The sequence below is a fragment of the Paenibacillus sp. cl123 genome, assembly GCF_900101595.1.
Lineage (GTDB): Bacteria > Bacillota > Bacilli > Paenibacillales > NBRC-103111 > Paenibacillus_G.
This window is the reverse complement of sequence record NZ_FMYY01000023.1, coordinates 99,425-112,391: the sequence shown is the minus strand read 5'-3', so window position 1 is coordinate 112,391 and position 12,967 is coordinate 99,425. Positions and strand designations below refer to the sequence as shown.

The 12,967-nt window shown below is 53.8% G+C and carries 13 protein-coding genes; 6 read left to right on the top strand and 7 right to left on the bottom strand.

All coding sequences use genetic code 11. The features are described from left to right. Positions 1-497: 497 nt before the first annotated feature. Entirely contained in the window at positions 498-899 is a 402-nt protein-coding gene (locus tag BLR08_RS25340; RefSeq protein WP_072336701.1) for a GntR family transcriptional regulator, read from the top strand. Next, positions 899-1,984, top strand: a complete 1,086-nt coding sequence (locus BLR08_RS25335) for a DUF1648 domain-containing protein (RefSeq protein ID WP_072336698.1) — start codon at positions 899-901, stop codon at positions 1,982-1,984. Before BLR08_RS25340 ends, BLR08_RS25335 begins: the two co-directional genes overlap by 1 nt. A 155-nt stretch (positions 1,985-2,139) precedes the next feature. On the opposite strand, the gene BLR08_RS25330 is transcribed toward BLR08_RS25335, so the two are convergent. Beyond that, positions 2,140-2,916 (bottom strand): DeoR/GlpR family DNA-binding transcription regulator, encoded by a 777-nt coding sequence (locus BLR08_RS25330; RefSeq protein WP_072336695.1) that lies wholly within the window; start codon positions 2,914-2,916, stop codon positions 2,140-2,142. A 298-nt stretch (positions 2,917-3,214) separates the two neighbouring features. On the opposite strand from BLR08_RS25330, the gene BLR08_RS25325 reads away from it, so the two are divergent. Both BLR08_RS25325 and BLR08_RS25320 read left to right on the top strand, forming a co-directional pair. Next, positions 3,215-4,177: a metallophosphoesterase family protein gene (locus BLR08_RS25325; protein WP_072336692.1), complete on the top strand. Its 963-nt coding sequence runs from the start codon at positions 3,215-3,217 to the stop codon at positions 4,175-4,177. A 25-nt stretch (positions 4,178-4,202) separates the two neighbouring features. Next, positions 4,203-5,051 (top strand): EamA family transporter, encoded by an 849-nt coding sequence (locus tag BLR08_RS25320; protein WP_256257771.1) that lies wholly within the window; start codon positions 4,203-4,205, stop codon positions 5,049-5,051. Positions 5,052-5,132: 81 nt separating this feature from the next. On the opposite strand, the gene BLR08_RS25315 is transcribed toward BLR08_RS25320, so the two are convergent. From BLR08_RS25315 to BLR08_RS25305, 3 genes are all read right to left on the bottom strand, one after another. Continuing rightward, on the bottom strand, positions 5,133-5,360 hold the full coding sequence (locus tag BLR08_RS25315) for an HAD family hydrolase (protein WP_072336686.1): 228 nt from the start codon (positions 5,358-5,360) through the stop codon (positions 5,133-5,135). Next, on the bottom strand, positions 5,360-5,827 hold the full coding sequence (locus tag BLR08_RS25310; protein WP_072336683.1) for a hypothetical protein: 468 nt from the start codon (positions 5,825-5,827) through the stop codon (positions 5,360-5,362). Before BLR08_RS25310 ends, BLR08_RS25315 begins: the two co-directional genes overlap by 1 nt. Before the next feature lie 454 nt (positions 5,828-6,281). Further along, positions 6,282-7,049: a phytanoyl-CoA dioxygenase family protein gene (locus BLR08_RS25305; protein ID WP_072336680.1), complete on the bottom strand. Its 768-nt coding sequence runs from the start codon at positions 7,047-7,049 to the stop codon at positions 6,282-6,284. Positions 7,050-7,203: 154 nt separating this feature from the next. Between BLR08_RS25305 and BLR08_RS25300 the strand changes: the two genes are divergently transcribed. Then, positions 7,204-7,968: a helix-turn-helix transcriptional regulator gene (locus BLR08_RS25300; RefSeq protein ID WP_072336677.1), complete on the top strand. Its 765-nt coding sequence runs from the start codon at positions 7,204-7,206 to the stop codon at positions 7,966-7,968. Positions 7,969-8,137: 169 nt separating this feature from the next. Here the strand turns inward: BLR08_RS25300 and abc-f are convergent, their stop codons facing one another. The 3 genes from abc-f to BLR08_RS25285 all read right to left on the bottom strand — a co-directional run bounded on the left by abc-f (position 8,138) and on the right by BLR08_RS25285 (position 11,520). After that, positions 8,138-10,057 (bottom strand): ribosomal protection-like ABC-F family protein, encoded by a 1,920-nt coding sequence (gene abc-f / locus BLR08_RS25295; RefSeq protein ID WP_072336674.1) that lies wholly within the window; start codon positions 10,055-10,057, stop codon positions 8,138-8,140. Positions 10,058-10,460: 403 nt separating this feature from the next. Next, positions 10,461-11,054: a hypothetical protein gene (locus BLR08_RS25290; RefSeq protein WP_072336671.1), complete on the bottom strand. Its 594-nt coding sequence runs from the start codon at positions 11,052-11,054 to the stop codon at positions 10,461-10,463. After that, entirely contained in the window at positions 11,047-11,520 is a 474-nt protein-coding gene (locus tag BLR08_RS25285; protein WP_072336668.1) for a MarR family winged helix-turn-helix transcriptional regulator, read from the bottom strand. The genes BLR08_RS25290 and BLR08_RS25285 overlap by 8 nt, the downstream gene beginning before the upstream one ends. A 454-nt stretch (positions 11,521-11,974) precedes the next feature. On the opposite strand from BLR08_RS25285, the gene BLR08_RS25280 reads away from it, so the two are divergent. Next, entirely contained in the window at positions 11,975-12,862 is an 888-nt protein-coding gene (locus BLR08_RS25280; protein ID WP_072336665.1) for an AraC family transcriptional regulator, read from the top strand. Positions 12,863-12,967: the final 105 nt, after the last annotated feature.

Genomic DNA, 12,967 nt, shown 5'->3' with positions numbered 1-12,967 from the left:
ATGGACGTCCATTCCGGCGCACCGCGAATACAATACTTCCATGTCACCATCTCCAACCTAAATTCCATGGTGAGGATGAACTCGAGCTTAACCATTTTTCTGTTCGCAGTTCTCCAAACGGGCATTCGGAGCTAGCAAGGAGTTGTACACAGAGTTCGATCCTTACAGTTTTCGCACAGGGGTAAACCACCATTAACCGTAGCGTAGTGTTCACCATGGTATTAAAAGTATGGGATGGCATAACCTGCGATAAACGCACGCTGCTCATTTTCATGCTGGAGTTGTGCCTTGAAAGACATGTTTGTTTTCGCACAACTCCCCTGCGCCATCGTCATTCAACGAGAACTCCTAAGTCGCGGCACAGCCAACGCAGGGCGGAAACTCGGACTAACGCCTGCCGGGCGGTAGAAACTAACCGGTAAACGAATAGTTTGAGTTGACTATACACATTATATCTGTTATATATTAAATATAACAAATAGTTGAGGAGATAAACCATGTTTGTGGAACTTGACTTGCAGTCGGAAGTGCCAATCTACACGCAGCTGGTCGAGCAGATTATCGAAGGCATCGCCAGGGGGCAGCTTAAGCCCGGCGATCCTTTGCCCTCGGTCAGAAGCTTAGCGGCCGATCTCGGTATTAATTTGCACACCGTGAACAAAGCTTATCAAATCATGAAGCAGGAAGGCTTTCTGCAGATACATCGGAAGCAGGGAGTTGTCGTCCAGAGCGGCGGCATGCCGGGCGTGACGGCTGAATTTGAAGCGAAACTGGAGCGTCAGCTGAAGGCTCTCGCGGCAGAAGGGGTTGTCCGGGGCATGCAGGAGGAAACATTTGTCCGCTCGTGTCTGGATGTGTTCAGACAGTTGCAAGGGAATTCTGGAAAGGAGGATTCATAATGAATTGGAGTTTGTTTGGAGTGGCTTTGACGGATCTGGTTGTCATCCTTATGCTAAGTCTGCAGCCTTATATCGGTTCGCGCACGGTGCTGTTCGGCGTATTTGTCCCGGCGGAAGCGCGGGATCAGGAAGCTGTGCGCGCCCTGAGAAGAAAATTTTTAATTATGGCCCCGGCGGCTTCCGTTGCGGCTGCCTTAGCGGCAGGCCTTGCAAGGACGGCGGTATTCGGAGGGAATATGGAAGCCATGGTGCTCTTCTGCTTGCTGCTCCAGTTTGTTCTGATCGGAGTGCTGTGGATTTATTGCCGCCAAGCCGCCCTGAAGCTTAAGGAGGAGCAGCGCTGGCAGGCTCCCGCCTCGGGCAAGCGGGTCGCCAGCCTCAGCTTCCCCAGACAGGCCGCTACGATCGGCAACAGCTGGTATTTGGTTCATCTGCTTATCGCCGCACTTTGCGTGATTTTCGCCATCTCCGTATGGGACAGGATTCCTCAGACGCTCGTTACCCATTATGGGCTGGACGGCACTCCGGACGGATTTTCTCCGAAGTCCGTAGGCTCTGTGTTTATGCCGAACTTTGTCCAGCTCGGGATGATTGTATTGTTCGGCGTTATGAATACGGTCATACGGCTGACGAGACAAAGTCTGGACCCCCAGCATCCGGAGCAGTCCATGAACAGACAGGTGAAATTCCGCCGCGTCTCCTCGTTCTTTCTCTGGGGACTCTCCTTGATCATCGTGTTGTTCATGGGCGTCATTCAAGGCTCCATGATCTACGGATGGCCGGCTAACGTCGTGCTTCGCATGGCCGTCGTGCTTCCGGTACTACTGTTCGCCGCTGTCCTTGCCTTTGTATCCTATCTCGTCCGGAACAATCTGGATCAGCAAGGCGATCCGACGATTCAGGACGACCGGTATTGGCGCGGAGGGGGGATGGTCTACTACAACCCGAATGATACGGCGCTGTTCGTTCCGAAACGGGTCGGCATCGGCTGGACAATCAACTTCGCCCGTCCGCTTGGCTGGATCATACTGCTTGCAATCATCGCCTTCATCGTTCTCGTTGCGTCATTCGCTGAAGGCAAATAAAACAAGAAAACGGAGCGGGCGGCGGAAGCTTCCCGCTTCTGCCGCTTCCTGCCGCCCATTGCCGCCTACTACTTCTTCCCGCTTCCTGCCGCCTCCTGTCGCTTCCTACCGCTCCTACCGCTTCCGGCTGTTTCTTCGGCTTTCGCCTGCTTCGGCTAAGCCCGTTCGCTCAGTCGCATCTCTACGCCGAGCCGATCGAGCGCTTCCGCCCATTCGGGCGGGCAGCCCGGATCGGTGATCAGCATCGAGATATCCTCCAGCCGGGCGATCTTGGCGAAAGCGGTTATACCTAGCTTGGAGTGATCGGCCACCAGGATCGACTCCTCCGCCCGCTGCATCATCCTGCGGGAAAGCGCCGCCTCGTCCAGATGGTAATCGGTGATGCCATCGGCGAGAGACACGCCGCCGGCCGAGATAAACGCCTTGTTCACCTTGAATTGGTCCAGCAGCTGATCGGTGAGAGCGCCTACTGCCGCCTGGTAGGCAGCATGAATCTCACCGCCTGCAAAGATCAGCTTGCCGGGGAAGCTTTCCATCGCCAGCGCCAGCAAGGGCACCGAATGCGTAATGACGGTCACGAACGGCCTGTCCTGCAGATGACGCAAAATTTCGATCGTCGTCGTGCCATTGTCCAGCATGACTGTCTCCCCATCCTGGATGAGCGAGGCGGCCAGGCGGCCGATCGCCGCTTTCTCCTCCCGGCGCATCTGCGTCCGCTTCATAAACGGCGGCTCGATCCGCTCGGAGCGCGTCTTGACTGCCCCGCCATACACCTTGCGCAGGCGCCCCTCCTTCTCCAGCCGGTCGAGATCGCGGCGCACCGTTTCCGTAGAGACGCCCAACTCCACGGCCAACGCATGGACCTGTACCTTTCCTTCCAGCTCCAGATGACCCAGTATTGTCTGCCGGCGATCCTCAAAGGTGATCGACATCAAGCTTCTCCTCCCCACATTTCCTGAAATCCTCTCAGTCCCTCATAGTTCCAAACTTTTATAAATACTGAGGCATGTCGTTTTGTTGTCAAGTGTATAGTCAGGCCTCACAGCTGTCAATCTGCTGCCCCCGGTAAACTTCCGACATCGACGATTATGGCCGGAGCGGCGGTTTTTGCCATTCGCAGAAATGGATTGACAGGCAAGGACTTCGGCGATACAATCGCTAAGAAACAACAAAAATCAAACACAAATCAACATAATTCCAATACGCCTTACTTCCTTAGGAGGAGTTTGTATGAGTCATTCTTTACCCTTCCGCCAAAATGGCACCTTTACGATCGTGCAATTCACGGATATCCATTGGAAAAACGGCAGCGAGCCCGATCAACTCTCACGTCGGCTGATGGAACAAGTGCTTGAAGCCGAGCAGCCCGATCTTGTGGTATTCACCGGCGATATTATTTACACCGGCCATATTGCCCCTGGGGAAGCGGAATGCCCGGACCCGGCCCAGGCGTTCCGCGATGCCGTCGCTGCGGTCGAGGAACGCGACATTCCGTGGGCGGCCGTGTTCGGCAATCATGAATCGGAAGGAGAGATGACGCGCGAGGAGCTGATGAAGGTCGTGCTGGAGCACCGGCACACTGTCACCAGACGCGGTCCGGAGCAAGTGAGCGGAGTCGGCAACTATACGCTTGAGCTGCTGGACGGCGAAGGGAGGCCTGCCGCCGCGCTATACTTCCTCGACTCCGGCAACCGCTCTCCGCTGCCTCATGTCGGGGGCTATGATTGGATTCGCCGCGATCAGATCGACTGGCTAACCGCAGAATCCCATCGGCTCAATCCGACTCAACTGTCAGTCAAGCTGCCGGCGCTGGCCTTCTTCCATATTCCGCTTCCTGAATACCGGGAGATGTGGGAGAAGGAGATTTGCTACGGTCACAAGCAGGAGAATGTATGCTGCCCGCAGGTCAACTCGGGGCTATTCGCCGCTATGCTGGAAATGGGCGATGTGGTCGGAACGTTCTGCGGCCACGACCATGTCAACGATTATTGGGGCGAGCTGCACGGCATTCGGCTATGCTATGGCCGCGCCACCGGCTATCACACATACGGCAAAGAAGGATTCGAGCGGGGCGCGCGCGTCATCCGGCTGACCGCCGGAGAGCGCGGCTTCACAACCTGGCTCAGGCTGGCGGACGGTTCTGAAGTGCGGGAGCAGCCGGTTCACCATCCGGAGTTAGCCAAACAGTCCTGACAATCCGAGGAGTTGACCTGCCATCATGCTGATTCCCGTCCTGCTCGTTATCGCTTCGGGGATGGCTCACGCCGTCTGGAGCTTATTCACCAAGAAAAGTCTCAATAAAGGCGTATTTCTCTGGATGATCATGGTCGTAACGACCGTCCTGCTGCTGCCGGCTTTTTTGCGGGAAATGTGGCAAACTCCGCTGACCGCCGGAGCCTATGCCCTGCTCCTGCTGTCCGCGGCGCTGCAGGCGCTTTACTCCTGGCTGCTGTCCAGAACCTACGAGCTGGGCGACCTGTCTCAAATCTATCCGATCATGCGCGGCACCAGCACGCTGCTTGTCCCGCTCATCGGCGTCGCCTTCCTGCGGGAATCGCTGTCCGCGGCCGGATGGCTCGGCATCGCCTGCATGCTGGGCGGCTTCGTTGCGCTCAGCGGCGTCGGGACGCGCGGCAGCCGCCTGCGGGAGCTGAAACCCGTGCTGATGGCGCTCAGCGTAGGGCTGTGTACGACCTGCTACGTGTTCGTCGACAAGCTGAACCTGTCGCATATTTCCCCGCTGGCCTTGCTGGAGGTGACCAACATCGGGTTCGTCGCCGGCCTGACTCCGCTTGTACTTGCTTCCTCCGGACAGCTGCGGGCAGAGTGGCAGGCCAACCGCCGTACAATCCTGCTCGGCGCAATATTGAATCCCGGATCCTATTTATTATTTCTATTTGCGATGCAGCAGGCGCCCATGGCCCATATCAGCCCGCTGCGTGAGACGGGCACGATCTTCGCCACCTTGCTGGGCGTGTTTGTGCTGAAGGAACAGCAGGGCTTGCGGAGAATCGTCTGCTCCGTCATTATCGCGTTCGGCATCATGCTGATCGGGATGTGGGGATAGACGCTAGAAGGCTTGCCGCGCAACCGCGCAGCAAGCCCCCTCTGTTTAGCCCACGCGCAACTGCGCACAAGCCTCCTCTGTTTAGTCCCACGCCCACCCGCGCCGCCTGGCCAGCTGCCCGAACGCTTCGATCACGCCGTCCGAGCAGACGCCTCCTCCTATGGAGCCGCCTAGCTGCAGCACCCGCTCTTTTACTTCCGCATGCGCGTTGCCCGGACAGATCGCGTGCGCGGCCGTGCCGCTCTCCATCATATCCAGATCCGTCAGCTCGTCGCCGGCGGTTACGATCTCTTCAGGCCGCAGGCCCATCAGCTGCTGCAGCTCCCGCACGGGCGTTTCGGCGCATACTTGTCGATCAGGTCGTTGAGCGGGATCAGCACCCCCTGACTGCCGTACGTAATCAGATCGCTGGCGGGGAGCAAGGCCGTATGAAAGGCGTCCGGATGCTCGCCGCTGGCGAGGACGAGATTGCGCTTCTCCGGCAGCACGTCAATGCTCGTCAACTGAAAGTCTACGTCGATATTGGTCATGCGCGCATATTCCTTCCAGACCAGCGCTTCGTTCCAATTGCCGGAATTGGAATTGGACTTATGCGCGAAAAAGGTCAGGCGGATCGGCTCCTTCACGATCGGAAAGCCGGCGGCATTCAGATTGACCAATCTCCGGCTTCTATCAGCCGCCTCCGCTTCCCCTTTCTGCAGCGCGTCCCCCTTGCACCCGCATACTAACGAGCAGATGGCCATCGTGATGAGCAACGAGGACCGTTTTTTTTTCATAGCACATGCCCCCTCTCTGTCTTTGTATGTTCGGCAGGCTAACCGGGCCATCCTTTATTAAAACGCTTTCAAACCCAATGACAACAAGCACCCCTTCGGGTGCGCAGGCCACATATCCCCCACAGGCTTGACTTCGCTGTCAACTTGTTTTAACTGTAGAGGACAATTCCTCGGCCTGTAAGTCACAAAAATACAACCCGTACGCTTCACCGCCCGACGCGGAAAAACCGGGGGATTCGTCCCCCGGTTCTGCTCCCGATGCTCATCGGGCGTCTCTCCCTATGTTCGCCAAAACAACTTCCGAAGGCTGACCGCTCCCTTAAAGTCCCCGGCTCAAGACGGCTTCTGGCCCCCTATCCCATGCCTGCACCGTCAAACCGTCGCCCTTGATCGCGTTCACGCCGTCACAGTACCGGCTATCGGCCAAATCTGTGCCCTCCAGCTCGCTTGCTGCTTACTTGAAATGATACAGGCTGATATCCTTGTTTTCGAGCGCGTACCGCTGGTAATGCTGCTGATGGGCCCGGTACAAGTCGCCGTTCGCCGAAGGCGAATAAGTCAGAAACAGCTGCTTGCGGCTGAGTTGGGACGTATTCGGCCCGCTCTGATGCGGCGTGAACGAATGGAAGATGATAACATCCCCGGGGTTCGTCTCCACCAGCTGCCCGGTAGACTTGTCGATTTGGGCGATCTCTTCCTCATTCATGTTGCGGAGCTCGCCTTCCGGCGACAGCAGGCGGTGGTGATAGCCCGGGAACAGCTCGAGGCCGCCGTTCGCCTTGCTGGCTCCGTCGATGGCTACCATTACGGAGATCAAGCCTTCGATCTTGAAGCCGTGCCACCAGGACCCGTCCTGGTGCATGCTGTAGCCATTTGCTCCGGGAAGCTTGAAGATCAGCTTGTCTTTGAACAGCAGCGGCTCATCGGAGTAAATATCGCGCAGCGGTGCAAGCAGCCGCTCATCCTTGACCAAGGCATTGAAGACCGGCGAGATATCGTGGACAGGGTCCAGCCTTTCAATTTTGATGGAGCCGTCCGTATAGCTTTTATGCCCCGCCCGCACATTGTAGGGGTTCGTGTACGTTTCAAAACTGAGCAGCCGGTCGCATTCCACCTGAAACAGCTTTGCCTCCTGCTCGGTAAATACGCCTCGCAGCACCAGGTATCCCTTCTCATGATAATCCTTGATTTCCGCTCTCGACAGGATATTAATGTTGCTCATGCTTTCGATCTCCCTTCACCTTTTACAACATTTTTTTGATTGTTATATTTTTTTGTTCAACTCCTTAATCACTATATTAAACTAGATTATTTACATTTCACATGCACTGTCTTACTATTATTTATATACATTTTTGACGATAAGGAGTGAAGGAATGAGCAGCCCCCGTTTCCTGAGATACTACTATACGAGCCCCATCCTCAAGTTCTCCAAGCCCGAAGACCGTTACGAGGGCTGGGTGATCATTGCCGCACAATCCGGCAGATTCGCCTTTACACTTGAAGGGGAAAATTCCGTTAGCGGGGAAGCGGGATTTGGCGACCTCGTGATCTGCCCCCCCGGCACTTTATTCAAACGCCATATGCTGGAGCCGGTATCCTTTCACTTCATCGAATTTCTCGCCGAGGATGCGATCTCCGGCAAGGTGACCTTGACCGATCTGCAGCGCCTGTCCTCCACCTTCCGCTATATGATCCTGTATGAGCGCGACAGCTCGGAGGAGGCGCATGCCTACGTCAACCACTTGCTGGGCGATCTGCTCTTCCTCGTCACCAGCGAAGCGCGGCGGGCAGCCCGGGGGCAGTCGCTGCAGGACGATGCGCTGATGCATCAGGCTGCGGCCTATCTGGAGGAGCATGCATGCGAGTCGGAGCTGTCGCTGAAGCTGCTGGCCGCCAGACTTAAGCTCCATCCTTCGCAGCTGTCCCGGCGGTTTCAAGCCGCTTATGCCAGCAGCCCGATTGAATACGCGACCGAGGTCAGGCTGCAGAAAGCGCGCAAGCTGCTCATCGAAACCGAGCTGAGCATCGACGAAATCGCCGAGCAATGCGGATACCGCAACGGCTTTTATTTCAGCCGGGTATTTACGTGGAAGATGAAGCTTCGTCCCTCCCAATACCGCAAGCAGTACCGGATCTGAGTCGAATTGCTCCGAGGATAATCGCTTAACGGCGTTCAAAATCGGCCGATCGCTAAGCAAGAAAGATTGTCCTGATGAGAACGCTGTCGCGGAAGCCATGTTTCCATTATTTATGATCGGTTCCCCGCGCTGTCTGCAACGGCAAGCTATATGGGGCCATCTTTCCGGGCTATTCCTCCTGTTCCTCCATCCACTGCTCAATCAGGTGATCCAGTTGCTCCCGAAGAATCTCTCTTTCCGTCCAGTCCCTCTCCAATCGGAATAACACTTCCGTGTCTTGCCCCACTTCACCTAGCGCGGCTTCAAGCTCTGCAAGTCGTCGTTCCGCCACTTCGATCTCTTCTTCAAGCTTCCTGCCGCGCTGTTTACCCTTCTCTTTTCGGACTGCGATCGACGACGTTCGATTCGGCCCTGACCGCGAACGCCCCCGATCCTCCACCTCTTCCTCGACTGATACAGACATCCTGCGTTGGCTTTCCGCTCTGTATTCATCAAATCCGCCCAGATAAACCGTGAGATGACCACCATTCAGTTCCCATATTTTCTGTGCCAGACGGTTCATGAGATACCGGTCGTGGGTCACAATCAGAATTGTACCCGGAAAATCCTCTAATGCTTCCTCAAGCGCCTCCCTCGATGCGATGTCCATGTGGTTCGTTGGTTCGTCCAAAATGAGCAGGTTAGGCTTCCTATGCACTAGCAGTGCCAACCTTAGACGCGTCCATTCTCCGCCCGAGAGCAGACGAACAGGCTTGAACACGTCAGCACCATAGAAAAGGTACGCAGCCAACCGGTTTCGGGCTTCGCCTTCCTCTAGCCCGACTCCATCTCGGTAATAGTCCAATACGGTCTGTTCCGGATTGTCCGGGAGTTGCTGCTGCGCGAGATAACCGACGTCGACTCGAGATCCCAGCCGCGCTTCTCCTCCGTCCAAGGATATCTCTCCAAGCATAATCTTCAGAAAGGTCGACTTGCCGGAGCCATTGTCCCCGATCAACACCACTTTCTCTCCATAGTGAAGCTCTCCCGTTACACCCGCAAGAATGGTCTTCGGCCCGTATTTCTTCTCCACGCCATCAAGACTGAGAACTTGTTTCCCGGACCGCTCGGATGGTCGCAGTTCGAACTCCGCTTCCTTGCGATTCATTGCGGGACGTTTCAGTTTCTCCATTCGGTCGATCGCTTTCTGCATGCTGGCCGCCCTTCGGAAAAACTTCCCGTTATCGCCGATTCTCCCCCATTCCATCAATTGCTTAATTGTCTCCCGCATTTTCTTGATCTTCTTCTGCTGTTCCTGGTAATCGGCAAACTGCCGGAGAAGCAGCTCCTCCTTCTCCTTCACATATTGCGTATAGTTTGCATGGAAAACAGTCGATTCCCCATCTTCGATTTCCACGATCTTTGTAACGACTCTGTCAAGAAAGTAGCGGTCATGGGAAACAAATAAGCAAGCCCCTCTATATTTCAGTAGAAATTCCTCTAGCCACTCCACGGCAGTCCTATCGAGGTGATTCGTCGGTTCGTCAAGTAGTAAAAGTTCAGGCTCCGTTAGAAGCTGTGAGGCGAGACCTACTTTCGTTTTCTCCCCTCCGGACAACGAATCGTATGCCCGGGAATACCACTCTCGAGGAATGCGCAAGCCATCTGCAATCTGATCGACCCGGGCATCGAGCTCATAGCCTCCGTCCCGCTCGTAGCACTCTTGCAGCTTCGCATACTCTATAAGCAATGACTCTAAACGTTCCGGAATCAGATCTGGCGATGACATCGCAATTTCCAGAACTGTCATCCGCTCCCGATACTCGAGCAATTCTCGGAACCCGATCAACAGCACTTCCAGAACTGTAATTCCGGCTTCCAAGTCCGGTATCTGCTGAAGATAACCGATACGCGCATTCTTACGAACAGCCAACATTCCTTCATCAGGTTTATCCAGCTTGGCGATCATGCGCAGCAGAGTGGTCTTGCCGCACCCGTTGCGGCCAACAAGCCCTGCCTTTTCACCGTGATGAAGCTCAAAGGTTACATTTTCCAAGACGAGCTGCGCGGCATTGTATTTCTTTACGTTTTGACAATTTATCGTTAACAAGTGGGTTCCTCCTAATGCGAGACCCTACCGTTTTAACCCAATATAAAAAAGGACGTAGGGAAAATTCCCTACGCCCGTTCCAGTTCGATCCGTTCAGGTTAAGGTAGGAGTCTTTTCGCGAATTGTGAAATCGTATGGTTAAAAATGGACAGACTTATCCCGTCTTGCTTATAACCATGAACGATGCCAGCCATCGCGATGGGCAGCCGGCCTACTTGATTATTCACACACTCCCGATTCATCCTACCTTCACCTCCCTTTACGTAATTAATTCCAACTATACTACAACCAAACACGTTTCGGCAACGTTTGCCCGATCATAATTTCTCACACATCTCCAACCGATGCAAGAACATACACAAGAAACTTGCCATTACTTGTGATGAGGCTCATAGCCCATGGACTACTTTTTAGCTGTAGCATTATTCCTAATATCGTTTTTTTGAATACCGACCTTTGTTAGCTTATAGCATAATCCCACAAATACGACACCCAAGCTAAGCCAAATTGAGATCCATTTCCCCAAAGTCAAAAATCCCGACACATAAGCGGCAACGCTAGTAACAGGATACTTGAGAAGGATCATAATGATGCTCACATTTTCAGACCAATCGAGAACCCCAGCCACAAGAGGCAGCCAAACCAGTGTCAGGATTATCCGCCGCCCAGAGCTTCCATATAGCATGCTAACTATTAGAGAGAAGGTAATGGCATACAAGGCGGGAAAGACAAAATCGAATCCCATTAACAGCTTGATGTAAACGCGGCGTCCCTCAGGCTGCAGTTGCTCAAGCAGCGAATACACTTCAGTCTTCGAATAGAAAATATGCATATCGAGTATATCTACACCTTGAGATACCTCTTGGATTCGAGGCACCGTGATCGGCAAATGAACGGTATTGACCACGACCATCAAGGTTATGGTCAGGACCAGCAATGGCAATACCGTCTTTAAGGTTCCCCATTTAATAAGCATGCGGCTTATTGACTCAAGCATTGCTACTTTCCCCCTGTTTAGCTTTCCGAAGTGCCAATGCCTTGCCTGTGGGTTTCCCTTTCACCTGAATCCACAGAAGTTCTATCAGGTCCTTAACAGGCCGGCCCTCAAGTATAGGCGTCAGAGTGCCATAGAAGTGGTTTTCGATGTCCTTTATTTTTATTGCGCTGTCTCTTCCCTTTTCCGTTAAGGAAAGCTGGACCTTTCTGGAATCGACGGGAGACTGCCTCTGTTCTATAAGTCCTGCTTCCACCATTCGGCCCACCAACCGGCTGGGGCTTCCGGTTTCACAGACCAACAGTTGTCCCACCTCAATAAGTGATAAAGGTTCATGGTCGTAGAGAACCCGCAGCACCTCACTCTGTGAGGTCGTCAGCCCCAACGGCTTTAGAAGCTCCGTAAAAGTACGACTCCCTTCCCGTTGGGCAGCTAGTATCAAATAACGCAATTCTTCAATAGGATTCAAAGCAGGACCTCCCGACACTTATCAATGATATGTAATCAATGACGTGTAATCAATGATATGTCATTGATTTTAGCACAACCAAGTTCCCCCTGCAAGTTGAAGGCTCTAGCTCGTGAGCTGGACGTTCCCCGTCGTATATTTAACCGTATATTATATAAAGAAATAACCTGCAAAACACCGTGCGAATATATGCATGAGGTACGAATCTCGGCGGATTGCGAGCTGCTGCAGACGTACAACATGACTTATCGGTCAAATTTCGAAGAATATTGTGATCAGACCTGAGAATGGGGGAGCGGTCATGAGCAAAGGCGCTCCCGAAATTCGCACATCTGCCGCTTGAGTGCCTGGAATGGTTGATCAAGCGTGCCATTGCGGGATGGTCTTGTTCGAACCTTCCGCAAACCATGGTATAATAGATCATGGCAATGGCTTGAAGGAAGGAGAAGCAACCATGCAGGTTTCATTCCATACAGCGGAACAATTGAGTCTTGCAGTGGAGCAAGGGCTCCGGGATATATCTGTGCTGCTTTACCACAGGCTGGACTCCGTAGCCCCCTATCCGGGTTTTCAAAGTCATAACGGAATTGAAATGTATTATATCGAAAGCGGCCGGGGGGTGTACCTTGTCGGCGACCAGGCTTATACGCTGCAGCCGGGGACCTTGATGATCATTCCGCCTTTTACACTTCACAAAGTATTGCAAACCGATCCCGAAACAAACCTGTGCCGCAGCGTCCTGATGTGTACGGAACAGTTTTTGGAAGCCGAATGGCCTGACCATTATCCATTTCCGTTGACGGAGATGACTTCCTCCTGCAGCCGCATTCAGTTCGGTCAAGAGCTGCACGACCGAATCAGCGGAATCTATAGGCATCTGAATCAAGAGTTGGCGTACCGCGTGCCAAGCAGCTTATCTATCATAAGCTGCTTGATCAAGGAACTGCTGCTGCTGGCCCACCGAAGCATGAAAAACGGCGAGCCACAACCGCCGGAGCCTCCTTCCGAGCAGCTTCCACAAGAGATCTCTTTTCTGGTCCAATACATCGGCAACCACTTTCAAAGCGAGCTTCAGCTTGAGCGCCTCAGCCGCCTTGTGCATATGAATTCGTCTTACCTGAGCACTCTGTTTCATAAACATGTCGGAATTCCATTAAATCGGTTCATTACGATCAAACGAATACATTATGCCAAAAGCCTGCTGCGGGAAACCGCGCTGTCCGTTACCGATATTGCGTTCCAATGCGGCTTTAACCACCCTACCTATTTTATTAAAATATTCAAAAAGCTGGAGCAGGTTTCTCCGGCCGCATACCGCAAAGAGCATCTGCTCCGCTCTTGATCATGCCTGCTCAAAGAGGGAAGAGGCTGTCCAACTTTCTGGACAGCCCCTTCCCTCTTAAATTATGAGCAAGTCGGCCGAGCGCTGAAACCGGCTGCCCGTCGT

Excerpts from the sequence above, each read along its gene's own strand:
- BLR08_RS25280 (WP_072336665.1), top strand. The coding sequence starts at position 11,975 with ATGCAGGTTTCATTCCATACAGCGGAACAATTGAGTCTTGCAGTGGAG.
- BLR08_RS25290 (WP_072336671.1), bottom strand. The coding sequence starts at position 11,054 with ATGCTTGAGTCAATAAGCCGCATGCTTATTAAATGGGGAACCTTAAAG.
- BLR08_RS25340 (WP_072336701.1), top strand. The coding sequence starts at position 498 with ATGTTTGTGGAACTTGACTTGCAGTCGGAAGTGCCAATCTACACGCAG.
- BLR08_RS25305 (WP_072336680.1), bottom strand. The coding sequence starts at position 7,049 with ATGAGCAACATTAATATCCTGTCGAGAGCGGAAATCAAGGATTATCAT.
- BLR08_RS25335 (WP_072336698.1), top strand. The coding sequence starts at position 899 with ATGAATTGGAGTTTGTTTGGAGTGGCTTTGACGGATCTGGTTGTCATC.
- BLR08_RS25320 (WP_256257771.1), top strand. The coding sequence starts at position 4,203 with ATGCTGATTCCCGTCCTGCTCGTTATCGCTTCGGGGATGGCTCACGCC.
- BLR08_RS25315 (WP_072336686.1), bottom strand. The coding sequence starts at position 5,360 with ATGGGCCTGCGGCCTGAAGAGATCGTAACCGCCGGCGACGAGCTGACG.
- BLR08_RS25330 (WP_072336695.1), bottom strand. The coding sequence starts at position 2,916 with ATGTCGATCACCTTTGAGGATCGCCGGCAGACAATACTGGGTCATCTG.
- BLR08_RS25325 (WP_072336692.1), top strand. The coding sequence starts at position 3,215 with ATGAGTCATTCTTTACCCTTCCGCCAAAATGGCACCTTTACGATCGTG.
- BLR08_RS25300 (WP_072336677.1), top strand. The coding sequence starts at position 7,204 with ATGAGCAGCCCCCGTTTCCTGAGATACTACTATACGAGCCCCATCCTC.
- BLR08_RS25310 (WP_072336683.1), bottom strand. The coding sequence starts at position 5,827 with ATGAAAAAAAAACGGTCCTCGTTGCTCATCACGATGGCCATCTGCTCG.